The sequence below is a fragment of the Nocardiopsis sp. NPDC055551 genome (assembly GCF_053619415.1).
In genome coordinates, this window is the sequence record NZ_JBSHJJ010000007.1 from 183,578 (window position 1) to 203,814 (window position 20,237).

General features: G+C 70.6%; 14 protein-coding genes. 7 read left to right on the forward strand and 7 right to left on the reverse strand.

Annotated elements, in window-relative coordinates:
- Positions 1-81: 81 nt before the first annotated feature.
- Positions 82-2,124 carry an alpha/beta fold hydrolase gene (locus tag ACWGSK_RS14735; protein WP_452456019.1) on the reverse strand — a complete coding sequence of 681 codons (2,043 nt, stop codon included), beginning with the start codon at positions 2,122-2,124 and terminating at the stop codon, positions 82-84.
- A 125-nt stretch (positions 2,125-2,249) separates the two neighbouring features.
- The gene (locus ACWGSK_RS14740; protein WP_358505534.1) at positions 2,250-2,924 is read right to left on the reverse strand and encodes a GntR family transcriptional regulator; all 675 of its coding nucleotides are present in this window, start codon (positions 2,922-2,924) and stop codon (positions 2,250-2,252) included.
- A 164-nt stretch (positions 2,925-3,088) separates the two neighbouring features.
- Between ACWGSK_RS14740 and ACWGSK_RS14745 the strand changes: the two genes are divergently transcribed.
- Positions 3,089-3,937 carry an isocitrate lyase/PEP mutase family protein gene (locus ACWGSK_RS14745; protein ID WP_452456020.1) on the forward strand — a complete coding sequence of 283 codons (849 nt, stop codon included), beginning with the start codon at positions 3,089-3,091 and terminating at the stop codon, positions 3,935-3,937.
- A 21-nt stretch (positions 3,938-3,958) separates the two neighbouring features.
- Here the strand turns inward: ACWGSK_RS14745 and ACWGSK_RS14750 are convergent, their stop codons facing one another.
- Positions 3,959-4,990, reverse strand: coding sequence for a ferrochelatase (locus ACWGSK_RS14750; RefSeq protein WP_452456079.1), 1,032 nt, complete (start codon positions 4,988-4,990; stop codon positions 3,959-3,961).
- A 133-nt stretch (positions 4,991-5,123) separates the two neighbouring features.
- Between ACWGSK_RS14750 and ACWGSK_RS14755 the strand changes: the two genes are divergently transcribed.
- Positions 5,124-6,422 carry a D-arabinono-1,4-lactone oxidase gene (locus ACWGSK_RS14755; RefSeq protein WP_452456021.1) on the forward strand — a complete coding sequence of 433 codons (1,299 nt, stop codon included), beginning with the start codon at positions 5,124-5,126 and terminating at the stop codon, positions 6,420-6,422.
- Positions 6,423-6,440: 18 nt separating this feature from the next.
- On the opposite strand, the gene ACWGSK_RS14760 is transcribed toward ACWGSK_RS14755, so the two are convergent.
- A complete protein-coding gene (locus ACWGSK_RS14760; RefSeq protein ID WP_452456022.1) occupies positions 6,441-7,583 on the reverse strand; it encodes a hypothetical protein in 1,143 nt (380 codons plus the stop codon).
- A gap of 573 nt (positions 7,584-8,156) precedes the next feature.
- On the opposite strand from ACWGSK_RS14760, the gene sepH reads away from it, so the two are divergent.
- Positions 8,157-9,593 (forward strand): septation protein SepH, encoded by a 1,437-nt coding sequence (sepH, locus tag ACWGSK_RS14765; RefSeq protein WP_452456023.1) that lies wholly within the window; start codon positions 8,157-8,159, stop codon positions 9,591-9,593.
- A 91-nt stretch (positions 9,594-9,684) separates the two neighbouring features.
- Here the strand turns inward: sepH and ACWGSK_RS14770 are convergent, their stop codons facing one another.
- Positions 9,685-11,508 (reverse strand): PH domain-containing protein, encoded by a 1,824-nt coding sequence (locus tag ACWGSK_RS14770; RefSeq protein WP_452456024.1) that lies wholly within the window; start codon positions 11,506-11,508, stop codon positions 9,685-9,687.
- Positions 11,508-12,095 (reverse strand): PH domain-containing protein, encoded by a 588-nt coding sequence (locus ACWGSK_RS14775; RefSeq protein WP_452456025.1) that lies wholly within the window; start codon positions 12,093-12,095, stop codon positions 11,508-11,510. Before ACWGSK_RS14775 ends, ACWGSK_RS14770 begins: the two co-directional genes overlap by 1 nt.
- Before the next feature lie 275 nt (positions 12,096-12,370).
- Between ACWGSK_RS14775 and ACWGSK_RS14780 the strand changes: the two genes are divergently transcribed.
- Positions 12,371-13,342: an ATP-binding cassette domain-containing protein gene (locus tag ACWGSK_RS14780; RefSeq protein WP_358505515.1), complete on the forward strand. Its 972-nt coding sequence runs from the start codon at positions 12,371-12,373 to the stop codon at positions 13,340-13,342.
- Positions 13,339-14,169 (forward strand): ABC transporter permease, encoded by an 831-nt coding sequence (locus ACWGSK_RS14785; protein ID WP_452456026.1) that lies wholly within the window; start codon positions 13,339-13,341, stop codon positions 14,167-14,169. Before ACWGSK_RS14780 ends, ACWGSK_RS14785 begins: the two co-directional genes overlap by 4 nt.
- Positions 14,170-14,225: 56 nt before the next feature.
- On the opposite strand, the gene ACWGSK_RS14790 is transcribed toward ACWGSK_RS14785, so the two are convergent.
- A complete protein-coding gene (locus ACWGSK_RS14790; RefSeq protein WP_452456027.1) occupies positions 14,226-17,552 on the reverse strand; it encodes an AfsR/SARP family transcriptional regulator in 3,327 nt (1,108 codons plus the stop codon).
- Positions 17,553-17,841: 289 nt separating this feature from the next.
- Here ACWGSK_RS14790 and ACWGSK_RS14795 point away from each other — a divergent pair, with 289 nt between their 5' ends.
- Complete coding sequence (locus tag ACWGSK_RS14795) at positions 17,842-18,438, forward strand: YbhB/YbcL family Raf kinase inhibitor-like protein (protein WP_358505506.1); 597 nt, start codon at positions 17,842-17,844, stop codon at positions 18,436-18,438.
- Positions 18,439-18,784: 346 nt separating this feature from the next.
- On the forward strand, positions 18,785-20,237 hold a 1,453-nt coding region (locus tag ACWGSK_RS14800; protein WP_452456028.1), incomplete at its 3' end, for a hypothetical protein.

Sequence of the window (20,237 nt, forward strand, 5' to 3'; positions counted from 1 at the left end):
GTTGGAACATCGAAGCGGGGCCCGGTGGACTCTCCGTCCACCGGGCCCCGCCGGTCGTTCACCCGGCCCTGGCGAGCAGGGTCAGAGCAGGTCGGGCTTGACCCACTCCTTGCCGTGGACGTGGTGGTCCAGGAAGGCGAAGATCGTCTCGTACCAGACCTGTGCGTTGCCCGGGCTGAGGATCCAGTGGTTCTCGTCGGGGAAGTACAGGAACTTGGCCTCGACCTCGTGCAGGAGGAGGTCGCGCCACAGCTTCAGGCCCTCACCGATGGGCACCCGGTAGTCCTTGTCGCCGTGGATGACGAGCATGGGCGTGCGGATCTTGTCCGCGTGCAGGTGCGGGGAGTTGAGCTCGTAACGCTCCGGTCGATCCAGCGGCGTACCGAACTCGCTCTCCCAGACCGGCGGGTAGTCCGTGGTGCCGCTGAAACCGTCCAGCTGCCACAGGGACGCGTGGGAGACGATGGCCTTGAACCGGTCGGTGTGCCCGGCGATCCAGTTGGCCATGTAACCGCCGAAGGAACCGCCCATCATGGCGGTGCGCTCGGCGTCGATGTCCTCGCGCGCCTCGGCGGCGTCGGTGATGGCCATGACGTCGGCGTGGGTGCGCGGCCCCCACTTGCCCCAGGCGCGGCGCAGCATGTCCTGGCCGTAACCGGTGGACAGGGCGGGGTCCGGGAGCAGCACGGCGTAGCCTCGAGCGGCGAGCAGCCACGGGTTCCAACGCCAGCTCCACCCGTTGAAGCTCATGTACGGGCCGCCGTGGACCCAGAGCATGAGCGGGGCGGGCGAGTCGGCGGAGGCCTCCTCCGGCAGCACCAGCCAGGAGCGGATCCGGGTGCCGTCGTCGGCGGTGGTCTCGATCTCGGTGAGCGTGCCCGGCATGGACAACTCCGAACCCGGGGTGCGCAGGTAGGTGGGTTCGCCGTCGGTGACGTCGGCGTCCAGGCGTACCGGCGCGGGCGGGTGGTCCCAGGCGTCGCGCATGGCGAAGACGTGGCGGCCGTCCGGGGAGGGGTTGAGTTCGCTGTAGGCGCCGTGGTCGCCGGTCAGACGAGTCAGCTCGCCCGAGGCCACGTCCACGCGGAACACGGGGCGGCGGCCGTTCTGGTCGGCGACGAGGAAGACCGTGTTCGAGTCGGCGGACCAAGCGTAGTCCCGCGGCCAGAGTTCGTGGCCTTCCAGCAGGTCACGACCTTCGCCGGTGGCCGGGTCGACGATCCAGAGGGTGGCGTCACGGGGCTCTCCGTGGTACTCGCCCCCGGAGTCGGCGTACACCAACAGACGGGCGCCGTCCGGGGAGATGGAGGGGGACCCGAACTCCAGTGCCTCGTCGGGGCCACCGGCGATGGTGCGGCGTCGTCCGGTGGCGGTGTCGATGGCCACGACCTCGCTGCGGCCGGCTCCCTTGGAGGTGGGCACCGACCAGGTCACGTACACGGTGGAGCCGTCGGGCGACACCTCCGGGGCCGAGCCCAACAGGGCCATGCCGGCGTCGGGGGTGAGGTCCCGGGGCTCGCCCAGGCGGGAGTCCTCGTCCTCGGGCGGGGTGGCGGTGAACAGGCGGGGGTGGTCGGGACCGACGTCGCTGTCCCAGGAGCGCACCGGAAGGGCCTCGTGCAGGATCGCGGTGACCCCGGCCTCCTCTCGCGCCTTGCGGGCCTCGGAGTCGGCCTCCTGGTCCTGTGAGCGAGGCAGCACCCGGCCGGTGAAGGCGACCAGGCCGCTGTCCCGGGCGATCCCGAAGGCACCGACGCCACCGTGGGTCGAGGCGACCTGACGGGCCTCGCCACCGTCGGCGGGCAACAGCCACAGCGCCGCCTTGGGTTTGTCCTCGGAGGCGGACTCGGGGTCGGGACGTCCGGTACCGAAGAGCACCGAACCGTCGGGGAGGAACTCCGCACTCGACTCGCCCTTGGTGGAACGGGTCAGTCGTCTGGGCGCGCCCGCGCCCTCGGACTCCGGAGCGACGTCGATCTCCCACAGCGCGCTGCGGAAGGACTTTGCGTCCGGGGCGATGTCGCTCACGGGCGCGACGAGGCGGGTGCCGTCCGGGGACAGGCGCAGCCCGTTCACGCGGCGTAGACGGACGTACTCCGGCAGTTCATACCAGGAACGAACCAAGACAGATACTCCTGAAACCGTCGACTTGTGGTCGGGGACGACCCTATCGTCCGCGGTGACCCGCATCACCACCGGGTTTCCCGTCTTCCCACCTCAGAGGTGGTCAACATCGTTGACCCACACCCTCAGGACGGTACGGTCGCACCACCCGACGCGACGCCGCCCATGACCCCGAGGATGTGGCGCAGGCTGTTGTCGACGTGCTCCGCCGCGGCCCGGGCCGCGGCGTCCTCGGCCCCCTCGTGGACGGCGCGGCAGATCCGGGCGTGCTCACGGGCGCTGAGCACCATCCGCTCGGGCGTACGGCGCGCGAGTCGGCGTAGCCGCCGCAGGTGCCGGCGGACGGAGGTGAGCGAGTCCGCCAGGTAGGGGTTGGCGGCGTTCTCGGAGACCGCGGTGTCCAGGCGGTCGGTGAGCGCGTAGTAGTCGGTGTCGTCGACGCCCTCGCCGGCCTGTTCCAAGCGGGTCTCCCACTCGCGGAAGTCCCCCGCCAGTTCCGCGAACACCGAGCGCTCCCAGGCGCGGGCGCACAGCCGTACGGCGTAGGTCTCCAGCGCCTCGCGCATCTGGAACTGGTGCACGATGTCCTGGAGCGCGATCTCGGTGACGAAGGCGCCCCGGCCCGGACTGATCCGTACCAGGTCGTCCCTGGTGAGGCGACGCAGAGCCTCGCGCAAGGGCGTCCTGGACACGCCCAGGCGCTCGGCCAGCCGGGTCTCGTTCAGGTGTGTGCCCGGGGCCAGCTCCCACTCCACGATCTCCTCGCGCAGCCGCTCGTACACCAGATCGCCCTGTCCCACCCGTGCTCCCCGTTCCCGAGATCCACCATCGCCGTGCCGCTTGACATCGTTCCACGTGGGCCGCCAAGCTCTTCCCGGATTGTATACAAACGGTATCCAGCCCATGGGCGGGTCGATCACCAGGCCCGCCATGCCGGTACCGAATCGCTGAGAAGGGCCCGAGGATGAGAGCGACCACACGGCTGCGAGCACTGCTCGACGGGGACGGCACCCACGTCGCCCCGGGGGTTTTCGACGGGCTCACCGCCCGACTGGCCGAACAGAGCGGGGCCGAGCTGCTCTACGCCAGTGGCGGCGCGATCGCGCGCGGCCACGGGGTGCCCGACATCGGGCTACTGGGGGTCACGGAGGTCGCGGACCGGCTGGCCCAGGTCACGGCGGTGACCTCGCTGCCGGTCATCGCCGACGCCGACACCGGATTCGGCAACGCCGTCAACGCGGTCCGCACGGTGGGACTGTTCGAGCGCGCGGGGGTGGCCGGGCTCCATCTGGAGGACCAGACCTTCCCCAAGCGCTGCGGGCACCTCGACGACAAGTCACTGGTCCCCACCGCCGAGATGGTCGGCAAACTACGCGCGGTGCTGGACGCGCGGACCGACCCCGACCTGGTCGTGATCGCCCGTACCGACGCGATCGCCTCGGAGGGCGTGGAGGCCGCGCTGGAACGTTCGCGCGCCTACCTGGAGGCCGGGGCCGACGTCATCTTCGTGGAGGCTCCGGAGAGCGTGGAGCAGATCGAGCTGATCGCCGGGGAGATCCCCGAGCCCAAGCTGATCAACATGTTCCACGGGGGCAGGACCCCGCTCGTGTCCAAGCGGCGCCTGGCCGAGCTGGGGTACCGCCTCGTCATCATCCCCTCCGACCTCCAGCGGGCGGTGATCAGGGCCGCCCAGCGCACCTTGGAGGCCATCGTCCGGGACGGCGACAGCTCGGCCGTCGCGGACGAACTGGCGTCGTTCGCCGAGCGCGAGGAGATCGTCCGGACCGAGGACTACCTCGCACTTGGGACCTGACCCCGGCCGACACCGTGAGGGTCAGTGCCGCTCACAGCACCGGCCACCGCCCTCGTTGCAGCGCGGCAGGGAGGTGAGCCGCCGTTCCTCGCCCTGCTCGGTGTACTCGCGCACCAGGTCGGAGACCATCGACACGAACGCCGGGTGCGTACCCGGGCTGAGAGCGCGCGCGTAGTCCACGCCGAGTTCCTCGGCCGTCTCACGCGCCTCGACGTCGAGGTCGAACTTGACCTCCATGTGGTCGGAGACGAATCCGTGCGGAATGACCGCCACCGCGCCCACGCCCTCGTCGGCCAGTTCCCGCAGCCGGTCGTTGATGTCCGGCTCCAGCCAGGGTTGACCGGGCGGACCGCTGCGGGACTGGTAGACGACCTCATAGGGGTGGTCCCCACCGACCCGTTCGGCGACCAGGCGGGCCACCGCGGCCAACTGGGCGCCGTAAGCGCCCTCCGGCCCAAAGGTCTGCCCTGGACCGCCACTGGCCTCGGCCATGGTCATGGGGATGGAGTGCGCCGAGAACAGCAGGTGCGCGCTCGCACGCTTGTCGGCGGGCAGCTCCTCCAGGGCGGCGCGAGCGTGTTCGACCAGGGGTTCGATGAACCCGGGGTGGTCGTAGAAGGGACGGATCAGCTCGACCTCGGGGGCGTCCGGGCCGAGGTCGGCCAAGGCTCGCTCGATGTCCTCGTGGTAGGCGGCCCGGCTGGACCAGTTGCAGTACGCGGAGGTCGGCATCGCCAGGATGCGGCGGATACCGTCCTTCCTCATCCGCGCCAGGGTGTCGGTGAGCATCGGCGCCCAGAACCGGTTGCCCCAGTAGATGGGCAGGTCGATGCCCTGTTCGGTGAAGTCGGTGGTGATGGCGGCGAGCAGGTCCCGGCACTGCTGGTTGATCGGGCTCACTCCCTTGAACAGGAAGTAGTGCTCACCGACCTCCGCCAACCTTTCGCGGGGGATGTTGCGCCCGCGGGTGACGTTCTCCAGGAACGGGATGACCTCGTCCTCGCCCTCCGGTCCACCGAAGGAGATCAGCAAAAACGCGTCGTAAGGCCTCATGCTGTTCATGTAACCAGTTTCCGAGGCCCGCCCGGATCCGCCCCCACCCCATGTCGTGGGACTTGCGGCCTGGAAGTGACCAGCTCCACTCAAGACTCTGGTCACATAAGTGACCGGTCGGTAATGTCGCCGCATGACTGATGTGTTGTGGCACACCTGGGCCGACACCTACCAGGCCCGCCCCCGTCGGACGACGACCCCCGGCGGCACCGAGGAGGTCGCGGCGGCGGTGATCACCGCGGCGGCCGAGGACCTGCGGGTCCGTATGGTCGGTACGGGTCATTCCTTCACGGACGTGGCCATCACCGACGGGCTACTGCTCTCCCCCACCTCCCTGACCGGATTGCGTTCGGTCGACCCCGTGGCCGGTACCGCCACCGTGGCCGCGGGCACGCCCCTGTGCGATTTCAACGACGCCCTGGCCGAGCGGGGTCTGGCACTGGCCAACATGGGCGACATCGCCGTTCAGACCGCCTCGGGCGCGGTCCAGACGGGGACGCACGGCACCGGGCGGGACGCGGGCGGCCTGGCGAGCCAGGTGGTCGGTATGGAGATAGTCCTGGCCGACGGTTCGGTGGTGGAGTGCTCGGCCGAACACGAACCGGACCTGTTCCACGCGGCCCGGGTGGGGTTGGGCGCGTTCGGCGTCGTCACGGCGTTGACCTTCGCGGTGCGCCCGGCCTTCCTGTTGCGGGCCGAGGAGGTGCCCATGCCCTTGGACGAGGTGTTGGAGCGGTTGCCGGAGCTACGCGCCGACAACGACCACTTCGAGTTCTTCTGGTTCCCGCACACGGGCAACACCAACACCAAGCGCAACAACATCAGCGAAGGCCCGCCCCGGCCCCTGGCTCCGTTCAAGGCGTGGTTGGACGACGAGTTCCTGTCCAACCGGGTCTTCGAACGGGTCAACCGGGTGTGCCGTCGCTTCCCGGCGACGGTCCCCACGGTCAACCAGATCAGCTCCCGGGCACTGTCGGCGCGCTCCTACACCGACGTCTCGCACAAGGTGTTCGCCTCGGTGCGCAACGTACGCTTCGTGGAGATGGAGTACGCGATCCCCGCCGAACACGTGGCGGACGTCCTGCGCGAGGCGCGTTCGATCGTGGATCGCGGCGACCATCGGGTGAGCTTCCCCGTGGAGGTGCGCTTCGCCCCCGCCGACGACGTGTGGCTGTCGACCGCCCATGAGCGCGAGAGCGCCTACGTGGCCGTGCACATGTACCAGGGGACGCCCTACCGGGAGTACTTCGCGGACCTGGAGGCGCTGTTCACGTCGGTGGGCGGACGCCCGCACTGGGGCAAGTTGCACACCCGCGACCGTGCCTATCTGGAGGGGGTCTACCCGCGGTTGGGCGACGCCCTGGCGGTGCGGGATCGAGTGGACCCGCACCGCCGTTTCGGCAACGCCTACCTGGACCGGGTGTTCGGCTGACCCGTGGTCGGCGGGTGATCAGCCCGTGGGCGCGGACTCGCCCCGGGCGCCGTTCTGGGGAGCGCCGTCCTGCGGGGCGTCCCCTCCCTGGCCGCCGTCGCCCGGTCCGGGTTCGGCCGGCTCCTCGGGCAGTTCCGGTTCGGGTTCCTCCGCCGGCGGTTCGGCCGGGTCGGTGGGCACGGTCGGGGTGTCGGTGCCCTGGTCGCCCGGGGTCGTTCCGGGTTCGGCCGGCTCCTCGGTCCCCGTTCCGGGGGCGGTGTCCGTCCCCTCCTCCTGTGGCTCCTGGCCGCTCTCGGAGGTGTCGGTGTCCTCGTCGTCCTCGTCGTCCTCCCCGGGGTGGGCCGGGGCGGACTGACCACCCAGCAGGGAGGGCGAGGTCGGCTCGTCCTGGCCCTGGGTCCAGGCGGTCAGGGAGCGTCCGGTGAGCAACTCGAAGGCCAGGACGATCAGCATGACCAGGACGAACACCACTCCGGCGGGGATGAGGACGGCGCGCAGGCCACGCTTGGGGCGTGTTCCCCCTTCCCCGGTCGTGTCCGAAGCCACGGCGCCGGAGCGGTCGCGGGGCCCTACCGAGGGCAGGAGTTCGGTCGGCTCGCCCGGGACCGGGTCATGGGGCCGATCCGGGTCGGCGGGATTTCCGAATCCGTGTGCCAGGGTCCGACCGGGCAGATCGTGCCCCAGGGAGGGCATGGCCATGGTCCGGGTGGCGTCTTCGGGGTCCTGGAAGACCGCGGGGGCCCGGAAGGCGGCCGTGGCGCCGAGGTCGTCCCTCTCGATGGCCGATTCCGGCCGTTCCGCGAAAGGAGCGTCATGGGGATGTTTGGCCTTCCCCGCCAGTCCCTTGGCCCGTTCTCCGCTGCGGGTGATCCAGTGCTGGATCACCGGTGTGGCGCTGGTGCTGAGCACGGCCATGACGGCGGTGCCGATGACGGTTCCGTAGACGTTCAGGTAGGAGGCGGCGGTCGCCGCGGTCAGGGTGGCCATGCCGGCCCCCACGACCTGGGCCACGCTCAGGTCGATGCGCTTGCCCTTGTCGTCCTTGTCGTCCTCGCCGCGTCGATCGTCCCGGGCGTCCTCCGTGTCATGGTCCGCGCGATGGGCCCGGCCGGTCGATCGACCCCGCTCGTTCGGCCCACCCCCGTACTCCGGTCTGGGCATGGTGTGCGGTCCCCCTCCGTCGGCCGCGCGTGGGCGCGGCGGGACACTCGTCATGTCATGGGATGGGCGTGTGGTGGGGCAGACATCCCCGTAGGCCCCAAAGTTCACATAACGCCCATAGATGGATGCCTCACCTTAAGGGGGGCAGGCCTCTGATAACGCCATCAAATAAGAAGCATCACCATCTGGCGTCCATCGGCGTGTCGAGTTGCGAATCATAAGATGGGTGATGTCTCCACTTCGCCCGAGATCGGAGTTTTTCCCAGGCCTGGGGTGATTCGAGGTACGCGGGATACCATCACCGCGGAGCCTTCGTACGGGATCGGCGACATTCATCGACGATCGCTCCCGGTCGCGCAAGGCTCACCGTGTCAAGATTGGCAACGGAAGCGACCGTGAGGGCCCCGGGCACCCGGGGTCGACTCCCACCGTGGTGACCACCACGGGCCGGGAGGCGGGCACAGTTCGGACATGCCGGGCGCGGTACTGGCCGAACAGTTGTCGGCCGACCAGACTTGGAGAACGCGAGGGACGGTCTATACCGACCCTCGACGGGACGTGAAAGGGAGGGCGATGCACGAGCTTCGCCTCGTGGCCGTGAGCGAGGACGGCACCTACCTGGTGCTGGCCAGCACCGGTCGTGGAACCCGATTCATGCTGCCCGTCGACGACCGCCTGCGAGCCGCCGTACGCGGCCAGTTCTCCCGGCTCGGCCAGTACGAGATCGAAGTGGAGAATCCGTTGCGCCCCAAGGAAATCCAGGCCCGCATCCGGTCCGGCGAGACCGCGGAGGCCATCTCCGAGATCTCCGGGATACCCATCGAACGGGTGCGTTGGTTCGAAGGACCCGTGCTCCAGGAGCGCGAGTACATCGCGCAACAGGCCCAACGCGCCACCGTGCGCGCCCAGGGCGACGCCGTACCCGGTCCCTCCCTGGAAGAGATCGTCACCAAGCGGATCGGCGCCCACCAGTTGGAGACCGGCGACGCCGTGTGGGACTCCTGGAAGCGCGAGGATCGCACCTGGCAACTCAAGCTCGTCTTCCTGCAGGGTGGCGACGAGCGTGTCGCCCACTGGCTGTACGAGCCCAGACACAACTCCGTCGCTCCGGCCGACGAGGAGGCCGCCAGGTTCTCCTTCGAGGAGCCCTCGCCGGCCTCGCCCGCGGCCAACGTCACCCCGTTCGCCCCGCGCCGCAACGAGGCCACCACCGACCTGCCCCGCCTGGACGCACAGTCCGCCGCCGAGCGCCGCCCTGGGCACATCGCTCCGCGTCGCCTGTCGTCCGCGCAGGACACGCCGTTGGACGAGCCCCTGCGCCCGGCCCCGCAGACGGACCAGTTCGGGGTGCCGATCCGCGAGGAGCCCGGGCACCCGACGCGTCAGCGGCCCGAGCGGGTGACCGAACGCCCCGCGGAGCGGGCTCCCGAACGCGGGTCGGAGCACACACCTCAGGAGGCACCACCCGCCGCCCCGATGCCCGGTTTCTCGCGGAACGAGCCACCGCGGCGCCACCCCATGGCGGAGCCGCCCACGCGACCCGAGCGGACCGCCGAACGTCCGGTGGAACGCCCGGTCGAGCACCCCATGGAGCGGACCGAACGCTACGAGGAGCCCGAACCGGTGCGCCCCTCGGCCGTGTTCGACGAACCGGAGCCCGAACCCCGATACCTGTCCGAGACGCGTGGCCGTCCCGATTCCCCGGGAACCCCGGACTGGCTGGACGCGCGTCCGGCGCCGGCACCGGCTCCCGATCCCGAGCCGGCCCCGCCCGCGGCCGAACCCGAGCGACCGCGTCGACGTCGCGCCACCATCGACCTCAACGACAAGGGCACCCCACGACGGGCCGTGGACGAACAGCCCCCGGTCCCGGCCGCCGCGGGTGGCACCAACGGGGCCACCGGGGCCAACGCCGGGAACAGTGCCGCTCCCAAGCGCAAGGGGCGAGGACGCCGCGCCTCGGTTCCCTCCTGGGACGAGATCATGTTCGGTTCGAAGAAGAACGAGTAGGCGCCACCCGCCGAGGCGAGGGGGCGATCACCGACCGGTGATCGCCCCCTCGTTCCCGTCCGGGGTCCTCCCGGCTCGTGGAGCCCGCGCCTCAGGTGGTGTCCCGGTGTGGACCCTGGTCGTCCACCAGGAAGGGCCGCACCATCTCCGGGGTGATGCGCCCGGCGAAGTCGACCGACTCCTCCAACGAGGCGTCCTGGGCCGTGTAACCGCCCGCTCCGGCACCCACGGTCACCTGGAGGTCGGCCAGCCCCGAGCGACGTTGGAACAGCGTCTGGGTCCAGGTCCACCCGATCACCGCCGACCGCTCCACCGTGGCCTGGCCGCGCTGCAACGAACCCGAGCGCACGCTCACCCGTTCCCCGTCATAGCCGTGGCCCAAAGACCGGTACCGGTCCACCGCCAAGGGCACCCCTAGCAGCGCGAGCACCCCGGCCGCGACCGTCAACCAGACCAGGTCCAGGTAGAGGGCCACCGCCGCCACCACGACGAACGGCAGCACGGCGCGCGTGAAACGCCGGTACAGGGCCGCCCGCGGGTGACGGGTGAGCCGGCCTCCGAACAGGTCCAGGGCGCGGTCGACCACCGCCTCCACCTTGGGGCGGGGTCCGATGGGCAGCAGGACCGCACGGTTGGCGGTGTCTCCCAGCCCGGTGACGATGGCGCGCAGTCGCACCGCGCCACGGGTGCGTTCGAGAGGGTTGTCCCGTAGCTCGTACCCGCGGATACGGCGCCGTTCCAGGGTGACGCTGCGGCGGGTGAACAGACCGCGTTCGGCCACCAGGGAGCCGTCCCGACCCCGGAGCGTGAACCCCCAGTGGGTGAGGGCGTAGGAGACCACCGCGAAGACCGGCATCAACAACACCAGCACACCCGCGGACACCGCGGCGAACACCACCAGGAAGCCTCGATCGGTACTGGTCACCCAGTCCACGAGGAAGTCGGTGGCCATCTGCCCGGCGGACTGTTGGACCATGCCGAACAGGGTGGCCAGGAGCACGAACGGGGTCACCAGGTGGCCCACGCTGAGCGCCCCGAACAGGTACCAGCTCCGGGGCATCCGGAAGTAGGTGACCGTGTCCTCGCCCGACGCGGCCACGGGCCCGGAGGCTCCCGCCCCGGCGGTGGCGGCGGTGGCGGAGGCGATGCCGTCCTCCCCCACGGTGGCCGCCTCCTCGCTCCGTCCGCTGAGCACGGCCTTGCGGTGCAGCAGGACCGTGCGCAGACGTTCGGCCTCGGTGGCGTCCACCGCGTCGAGTTTGCCGTCCTCGGTCTCGCCCGCCCCCGACGCGGCCTCGATGCGCACCACGGCCACACCCAGCACGCGGTGCAGCAGGCTGCTGGTGACGTCGACCCCGCGCACCCGTTCCAGGGGGATGGTGCGCCGGGAGCGTCTGATCAGACCGCTGCGGATCTCCAGGCGTTCCTCGCCGATCTCGTAGCGGAAGGTCTTCCAGGTGACGAACCCGCCGATGAGCAGTCCCAAGACCGCGAGCAGGGTGGCGGTCAGGATCCAGGGGTTGAACCCGCCGACCACCAGACCGGCGGCGATCGGCAACAGCAGGCCCCGGATCTGGATGATGGGTCCGACAACCAGGGTGCGCGGGCTGAGCCTGCGGGCGGTCTCCGCTCCGAAGGGCGAGCCTTGGCCGGCGGGATCCTCACCCCACCAGGAACGGGGAGCCTCTTCCCCTGGTTCGGTGGGTCCGGCGGGTTCGGCGAAGGTGGGGGCTCCGGGGGGCGCGGGCCACCAGTGGCTCTGCCCCTCGACGGGGGCGTACGGGCCCGAGGGAGGTGTGCCGGGCCCGGAGGACTCAGGGGTGCCGGAGGTACTGCCGGGCGCGACCCAACCACCGGACCCGGTCTCGGGTCGATGGGTCTCGGGGTGCTCGTGGGGGTCGTGTCGTGGATCCATCAGGTGGCGTCGTCCCGAAGCGCCCCGGCGCGCACCGCGAGTTCCTCACTGAGCCGGCGCGCCTCCTCGGCGTCCAGACCTTCGATGGTCGAAGAACCGGCGTAGGAGGCGGTGCGTACCTGGAGCGTGGCCACGTCGAAGATCCGCTCCAACCAGCCCTGGGTATGGTCGACCGTCTGCAACCGGTTGACCGGCACCAGCTGCCAGGCCCGGCTGATCCAGCCGGCGCGGGTGTAGATGACGTCCTCGTTGACCTCCCACCTGTGCACCCGGTAACGCCATGAGGGCACGATGGCGATCTTGAGCAGGGCGTACAGGACGTAGACGGAGGGAAAGACCCAGGCGTTCTCGTGCGCCCACGTCGGCACCCAGCCCCAGGCGAAGTTGCCCAGGGCCCAGGCCGCGGCGCTGATCAGGGCCAGGTTGAACAGCGCTCCGAAGGCCATGCGCAACGTCCACACCCCGATCGACCGGCTGCTCACCCTCCGTAGTGGCGGGCGTAGTCGGGCCACGCCCGTCCCCGGGTCCGCTGGGTCGGGTGTCTCCCCCGGCCGGGGTACGGCGTCGTGGGGCGGGAAGTTCGTCACCCGCCCGAGTCTAGGCCGTATCTTCAAGGCCTCCGCTGGGCCCCGGCCCCGGCACGCGCCCTATTCCATCGGCCGGCGCCCTCACCAGGTCCTCCGAGAAAGCAGGGGACGTGGGGAAGGGCTCGTTCCGGTCCGGTGTTCCTTCCACAGCGGGACACCTGCACCTCCTGACACCCGGAGCTGACATTTCAGGGCGTCAGGAACGAACGCACATATCAGCGTTCTGTCAGCACCGGTCGGCACACTGAGGACAGACGCTGAAACGGAGGAACCTGATGACCGACGCCATTCGCGCGGAAGGTCTGGTCAAGGAGTTCAAGGGCGCCCGTGCCCTGGACGGAGTAGACCTGACCGCCAGGACGGGGGCCGTGCTGGGCGTCCTGGGACCCAACGGATCCGGGAAGACCACGACCGTACGCATCCTGTCGACGCTGTTGCGCCCCGACGGCGGATACGCCACCGTCGGCGGGTTCGACGTGGTGCGCCAACCCCACGAGGTACGCCGACAGATCGGCCTGACCGGCCAGTACGCCGCCGTGGACGCCGAGCTGACCGGGACCCAGAACCTGGTGCTCATCGCCCGCCTGTTGGGCTTCGATCGGGCCCAGGCCCGGACCCGGTCCGCCGAACTGCTGGAGCGCTTCGGGCTCGCCGACGCCGGCGGGCGCGCGGCCAAGACCTACTCGGGAGGCATGCGCCGCCGACTGGACCTGGCCGCGAGCCTGGTCGGGCGCCCGGCGCTGCTGTACCTGGACGAACCGACCACCGGTCTGGACCCGCACAGCCGCAACGGCCTGTGGGCCGTGGTCCGTGACCTGGTGGGAGACGGGGTGACCGTGCTGCTCACCACCCAGTACCTGGAAGAGGCCGACCAACTGGCCGACGACATCATGGTGCTGGACCACGGCAAGGTGATCAGCCAAGGGACACCCGAGGAACTCAAGAACCAGGCCGGCGACCAGGTCCTGGAGCTGCGCACGGTGGACAGCGCTCAGCTGCCCCTGGCAACCAAGATCATCGAGGCGGTCACGAGCGCCCCCGTCAACAGCGACGGACTGGTGGCCGGTGTGCCGGTCAACGACGCCTCCATCCTGCCCGAGGTGGTCCGTCGCCTGGACGAACAGGGCGTGGCCGTGGGTGAACTGTCCCTGCGCAAACCCAGCCTGGACGAGGTGTTCCTGGCCCTGACCGGGCACACCGCCGAGGCCACGGAGACCGACAACGACCCCGAGGGAGCTCGCCCGTGAGCACCGTGACCATCCGGCCATCGGCCGCCTCCTCCGGACCCGTACCGCACATCCCACAGCGGATCAGCCCGCTGGTGACCGTGCAGAACGGGCTCCAACTCACCTGGCGCAGCGTGCTGAAGATCAAGGCCAACCCCGAAGAGGTCTTCGGGCTGATGCTGCAGCCGGTCATGTTCGTGACCCTGTTCGTCTTCGTCTTCGGTCAGGCGATGATGGGCGACTGGCAGACCTACCGGGACTTCCTGATGCCCGGCATCATCGCGCAGTCGGTCATCTTCGCGACCATGGGCACCGGTTTCAGCCTGAGCCAGGACGTGGAGAAGGGGATCTTCGACCGCTTCCGCTCGCTGCCCATCGCCCGTTCGGCGCCACTGATCGGTGCGATCCTGGGCGACCTCGTCCGTTACGCCATCACGGTCGTCATGGTGCTGCTGGTCGGACTGGCCATCGGGTTCCGACCAGAGGGCGGGGTGGTCGGTGTGCTGGTCGCCGCCGCCCTGATCCTGCTGTTCGCCTTCGCGCTGTGCTGGATGTCGGCCTTCGTGGGGATGCTCGCCCGCACCCCCATGGCCGTACAGTCCTTCGCGATGATCCTGTTGTTCCCACTGACCTTCGGTAGTTCCGCGTTCGTCGCACCCGACGACATGCCGGGCTGGCTCGCGCCCATCGCCGCGAACAACCCGGTCACCCACGTGGTGGACGCCATGCGCGCGCTGATGATCGGTGGCGACGTCGCCGGACCGGTGACCTGGACCCTGGTGTGGTCGGTCATCATCACGGCGATCTTCTTCCCACTGGCGGTGTGGGCCTACCGGCGCCGCACCTGAGGGACCACCGTGTCCACCCGAACGTCCCGCCCACCGGGACATTCGGGGCTCAGGGCTCAGCGGCGCCAGTCTCCGGCGTCGACGTCGTCGGGCACGATCGGCTCCAGCCACCGCGCCGTCTTCTCCAGGATCCACGCTCTGGGCGTCTCGCGCCCCCGGGTGATCAACCGCTCCACCTCGGCCTCTCCCAACGTGCGGGCCAGGCGCGAACGCAGGGCCCCGATCCTGGCGGAGGCGGTTCTGAGGACCCCGCGCAATCCCGCGCTGTACCCCAACAGCTCCGCGGCCCATCGGGGATCGGTGTCCTCGGTCAGCCGGGAGAGGATCTCCAACGCGCCCAACCCGGACATGTCGGACCCGTTGCGGGAGAGCCACCACGCCCGCCCCGCCTCGGCCCAGGCCCGTTCGACGTCCCCCTCGGCCCAGGCGAGTTCGGCGGACAGGGTGCGCCAGGTGGGTTCGATGTAGACCGGCGCGAACCCGCCCAGACCACGAACCAGGGGGTCTGTACGTTCCAGCAACCGTCGGGCCCCCGCCAGGTCCCCGGTGGCCTGCATCCAGTGGATCCTGATCATGTGATGGGTGACCCGGTGCTCGTCCTGTGCCGTTTCGGCTTGAATCCTTTCGAGTTCGAGGGCGGCGCCGTCCGTGTCGCCGAGTTCGACCAGGATCTGGGCCATGAGAGTGCGGAAGAGACCGCCGAGCCCATTCAGCCCGGAGCCCTCGGCCAGGTCGATGCCCTCCCGGAGCAATGCACGGGAGCGTTGCAGGTCGGTGGCCATCGTCGCGTCCACGAGCTGGGCCAGGGCGTTGCACTGTCCCCACACGTCCCCGCACTCGCGCATCGTCGACAGGGCGATCTCCGCCCGTGCGCGAGAGCGGGCGGCGTCACCGAAGACCGCGTCGAGCATCGACAGCGACAGATACACCATCGCCCGGGTCCAGGGATCCTCCTGCCCTTGGAGAGCCATCTCCGCCCGTGCCCGGGCGGGGCCGTCGGGGTCGCCCTCGGTCATCGCCCGGTAGACCAGGCAGGAGATGAGCACCGGATGCCGATCGACCTTCGTCCCACCGGCCTCGCACACCTCCTCCACCCGGGCCAGGCGTTCCAGCAGGACCGCGCGTCCCGAGACCATCTCTCCCGCCTTGTGGAACAGACAACCGGCGTAGGCGACCTCCCTCCCCGGCGGCACCTTCTCCCCCACCAGCTCCAGTACCTGCTCGGACCAGCGATGGATCTGCCGCCAGGCCCCGTCCAGTGTCCAGTACCACTGGGTGTACTCCACCAGGTCCAGGGCCAGTTCGGCGTCACCGCTCTCCAACGCCCAGTGGAAGGCGGTGGTGCAGTCGTCCACCTCGCCCCTGAGCCGGTCCAGCCAGAGGACCTGTTCGGGTCCGCGCAAGCCGGGGTCGGCCCGCCGCCACAGTTCCAACACGTGCAGGGCGTGGGCGTCGCGGACCCGCGTCTCCTCCCCGGACTCCACCAGGCGCTCCCACCCGTAGGCCCGGACCGTCTCCAGCTGCCGGTAGGCGGGCGGCGCGTCGTCGTCGGCGCGTCTCTCCGCGATCACGAGGGACTTGTCCACCAGCGCGAACAGAACCGTCCACACGTCCTGTCCGGCGAGCCGGCCCGGTTCCCCGTCGGGGTCGGCCACCACCCGTTCGATCGCTTCCAGGGCGGCGCCGCCGGGGAAGACGGCGAGCCTGCGCAACAGTCGACGTTCGGCCTCGTCCAGCAGCTCCCAGCTCCAGTCGACCACCGCCCGCAGGGTGCGGTGACGGGGCAGCGCCGCCCTGCTTCCGTTGGTGAGCAGACGGAACCGGTCGGTGAGGCGTTCGGCGAGCTGCCCGGGGCTCATCACCCGAAGGCGGGCGGCGGCCAGTTCCAGGGCCAGCGGCATACCGTCCAATTCACGGGTGATGCGCACGACGTGGTCGACGTTGCCGGGGGTGAGGCCGAACCCCGGGTGTGCCGCCTGCGCGCGGGCGACGAACAGTTCCACCGCCGAGCAGTCCAGGGCCCGGTCGACGTCGGCCCCTTCCGGTGGCAGGTCGAGCGAGGGGACCGGAAGGAGGGCCTCACCCGGCAGGCCGAGCGGCTCCCGAGAGGTGGCCAGCACTCGCAGACCCGGGCAGCGGGCCAGGAGGGTCCGGACGAATCGTGCGGCTTCCTCGATCAGGTGCTCACAGTTGTCCAGCACCACCAGGCAGGGACGTTGGCCCAGGCGTGCGGCGATCCGGTCCGTCGGCGTGACCTGCGAGGCTCCGGTGCGCGCCGTGATGACGTTGAGTTCGCGCAGTTCGAGGGCGGCGGCGACGGCCTCGGGCAGTTCCTGCCCCTGTCGTACCGGTGCGAGTTCGACCCACCACACTCCTTCGCCCACCAGAGAGGGTGACCGTTCGACCAGGGTCGCGGCGGCCTCGGTGGCCAGGCGGGTCTTGCCCGCGCCCCCGGGGCCGGTGAGGGTGACCACGCGGGTGGTGGTGAGCCGGTCGACGGCCGCCTCGACCTCGGTCTCGCGCGCGACGAACTCGGTCAGGTGGTGGGGCAGCCGGAGCGGCGGCAGCGGCCCGGTTCCCGGTTGGTCACCTCCGGGCGCGGAGTCGGGGGCCCCGCGAGCGGCGGCCCCCTCGGGGCGCGGCGGGGTCGATTCTCCGCGCAGCAGGTCCAGGTGCACCCGTCGCAGCCGGGATGAGGGATCCAACCCCAGTTCGTCGGCCAATCGGCTCCGGAAGGTCTCGTAGCAGGCGAGCGCGTCGGCGGTGCGCCCGCTCCCGGCCAGGGCGCGCATGAGCAGTTCGACGGGGCGTTCACGGTGCGGGTCCCCGGACGCCAACGCCTCGGCCCTGGGCAGGGCCTCCGTCGCCCGACCGAGGGCGACCCGGGCCTCCAGAAGGTCCTCGACCGCCGTGCGATGGGACTCCCCGAGGCGCAGGGCGACCTCCTCCGCCAGACCATGGGAGGTGAGGTCGGGCAGGGCGGGCCCGCGCCACAGTTCCAGGGCACCGTCCAGGGAGAGTTCGGCCCGTTCGTATCGACCGGCCGTCAGGTCGGCCCGGCCTCGTCCGGCCAGGTCCTCGAAGACGTGCAGGTCCACCTGTTCGGGGGTGACGTCCAACCGGTATCCTCCGCCGTCACCGAACAGGCCGATCCCCTCGCCCAGGGCACGGCGCAGGCGTGAGGCCAGGGCCTGCAGGGCGTTGCCCGCCGAGTTGGGGACGGCCTCGCCCCAGATGGCGTCGGTGAGTTCCTCCACGGCCGATGGGCGCCCCGGCCGGAGCAGGAGCAGCACCAGCAGGGTACGCAGGCGGGCGCCGCCCACGGCGACGGGCTCGCCCGAGGAGTCGAGCACCTGAAGGGGACCGAGAATGGAGAACCACACGGCTTCATGATGACCGATCCCCCGGACCGACGCCTTCGGTTATCCACAGGCCCATCGGCCATGGGGGTCCCGGTCCCGGCCCCATCGACCGGCCCGGCACCCGCTCCCGAGAGTCACCGGGGCTCGCCGGACCACAGTAGGGTTCGCTCAGGACCGTGTGACGGCGCCGGATACGGCCCTCGCGCGCACGGTTCCACCGTGACGGGTACCGGGGCCTACCTCCCGTGTGCCGGGTCCGGTGCACAGCGAGTCTCGCCTTATGGCCCGAAAGTCCAGCAGGAGCCCCATTTTGTTCCCGGTCTTGCCTTTCACCCGGACCGTCGCCGAACGCGGCGCCCCCCGCACCCGTCCCGATGCCCGTGCGGGTGCCGTCGTAGCGGGGGCCGCCCTGCTCGCGTCGACCGGTTGTGGCGTGCTCAACACGGAACTGAGCGGCGAGATGCCCACCGACATCAACGTGATCAGTCCGATGATGCAGGAGGGACAACCTCTGCCCGCCAGTTACACCTGCGAAGCCGAGGGTGAGTCGGTCTCCCCGCCGTTGAGCTGGTCGGGCCTGCCCGACGACGTGGGTTCCATCGCGCTGGTGGTCGACGATCCCGAGGCCGCCTTCGTGTTCTGGGTCGTCACCGACCTGGACCCGCAGCTGGTGGAGCTTCGACAGAACACCGTGCCGGCCGACGCCAAGATCGGTCAGAACAGCTCGGGAGAGGCCGCCTACGGGGCGCCCTGCCCCGCGGAGGACGACACGCATTCCTACCGGTTCACGGTGTACGCGTTGAACGAACCCCTCGATCTGCCCGAGGGCGCGGCACTGGACCTGACGCTGGAGAACATCGCCGCGCAGGCCGTGGCCAGGGGCTCCCTCATCACCAACAGCGGGTGAAATAGCTCATACCGGCCATTTCACACCCGGCCTCGCCTTCCCCCCAGCGGCCCGGGAACGAACCGAGGAAGCTCCCGTTGCCCTCTGCACACAGCGCACGACAGCACATACAGTAGGGCTGTGTCCCCCGCCCCTTTTCAGATGACCGATTTCCGCCCACCCGCCGCGCGGTATCCCGGTTCGAGACCGCAGCGGGGCTTCGGCGCCCACTTCGCGAAGGCGGAGTGGGTCCGCGACCCCGCGATCGGCCGGAACCAGTGCGCCACCCTCCCCCGGCCGGTCCTCATCCGACCGACACCCGGTGCGCCCCGGACGCGGCAGACCTCCCCAAGGTAGTGCGTACACCATGACCGTCACCATCATCATCATCGCCGTCATCGTCGTGCTCGCCGTGCTGGTGCTCCTCCTACTGGGGATGCGGGCGCTCAGCCTCGGCTCGAACGACGACTATGACGACGACTACGACGACGACGTCCAGGACGATCGCGACGACCGGCCCGCCCGAGGCCGGGGTCGAGGGCGGGCCGACCTCGACGGCGATGACGAGGGGGACCGTGGTCGCCGGCCGAGCAGGCCGGAGCGACGGCCCAAGGGGCGGCGGCAACGCGAGGTCGACTGGGAGGACGACTCCGACGGGCTCTCCGACAACGACTTCTGGTCGAGTCTGAACGACGAGGGGCCCGCGCAGACGAGCCCCCGGGACCGGGACCGGGACGACGCCTACGACGCGGGGGACGTCGACGGCTATGAGGACTACGACGACGAACCCGTGCGCGGTGGCCACCCGGATCAGGGCCCACCCACGATGGTCGACGCCCCGGTCGAGGACCGGGCCCCGCGCGGAAGCGCCTCGGACCTGGCCATGCTGGCCGGCCTCGGACACAGTGAACCCCCGAGCGCCCCGCCGCCCCAGCGCCCCGAACCACGACACCCGGAGCCGCGGCACAGTCCCGCCGCCCTGGACTCGGGCCCCACTCCGTCGGCGCTTCCGCCCACGCAGGGGTTGCCCCCGTCGCAGCCGACCACGCCCATCGACTCCGGGGTGCGCGCCGACGATCCGCTGGGCACCGGTTGGACCCCACCACCGCCTTCGACGGGGGACCCCTTCGAGGGGCGTGAGCCCCTCACCCAGTCCGAGCGGCTCGGGTTGAACGAGGGGGGCGACGTTCCCGACCCCTACGGCTCGGACCGCACCCCCCTGGGGACGGGGTCGGGTTCCTCCGACCCGCTCGACCCGGGTTTCCGGCCCAACCCCGGCGAAGACTTCAGGTCGCCGATCTGGTCCAGCATGGACACCGGCGCCCACCAGCGCTCCGACCTGAACGGCTACGGCATGCCCGGTACGCCGAGCACACCGAGTGGGTCCGGTCTCGGTGGCCCCTCGGGCGCCATGCCCGCGCCCGGTCAACCCATGGGCGGCCCGAACGTGCCCGGCCACCCGGCCCCCGGGCCGGGTTCGGATCCGCTGACCGGCGGTTACCCGTCCGGGGCGTTCCAGGGTGGGCCCTACGCTCCCGACCTCGCCGACACCAACTCCTTCGGCCGGCCGGAGTACGACACCGGAACCCACCAACGCAACCCCTACGACAGCGGCACCCACACCCGGCCGAGCCACCAAGGCGGGCTCACACCACCCCGCCCCGAATACGACACCGGCCAACACAGCCGCCCCACCTACGACACCGACTCCTTCACCCGACCCGAGTACGACACCGGAACCCACCAACGCAACCCCTACGACAGCGGCACCCACACCCGGCCGAGCCACCAAGGCGGGCTCACACCACCCCGCCCCGAAT

Excerpts from the sequence above, each read along its gene's own strand:
- ACWGSK_RS14745 (WP_452456020.1), top strand. The coding sequence starts at position 3,089 with ATGAGAGCGACCACACGGCTGCGAGCACTGCTCGACGGGGACGGCACC.
- ACWGSK_RS14750 (WP_452456079.1), bottom strand. The coding sequence starts at position 4,990 with ATGAGGCCTTACGACGCGTTTTTGCTGATCTCCTTCGGTGGACCGGAG.
- ACWGSK_RS14755 (WP_452456021.1), top strand. The coding sequence starts at position 5,124 with ATGACTGATGTGTTGTGGCACACCTGGGCCGACACCTACCAGGCCCGC.
- ACWGSK_RS14760 (WP_452456022.1), bottom strand. The coding sequence starts at position 7,583 with ATGCCCAGACCGGAGTACGGGGGTGGGCCGAACGAGCGGGGTCGATCG.
- sepH (WP_452456023.1), top strand. The coding sequence starts at position 8,157 with ATGCACGAGCTTCGCCTCGTGGCCGTGAGCGAGGACGGCACCTACCTG.
- ACWGSK_RS14770 (WP_452456024.1), bottom strand. The coding sequence starts at position 11,508 with ATGGATCCACGACACGACCCCCACGAGCACCCCGAGACCCATCGACCC.
- ACWGSK_RS14780 (WP_358505515.1), top strand. The coding sequence starts at position 12,371 with ATGACCGACGCCATTCGCGCGGAAGGTCTGGTCAAGGAGTTCAAGGGC.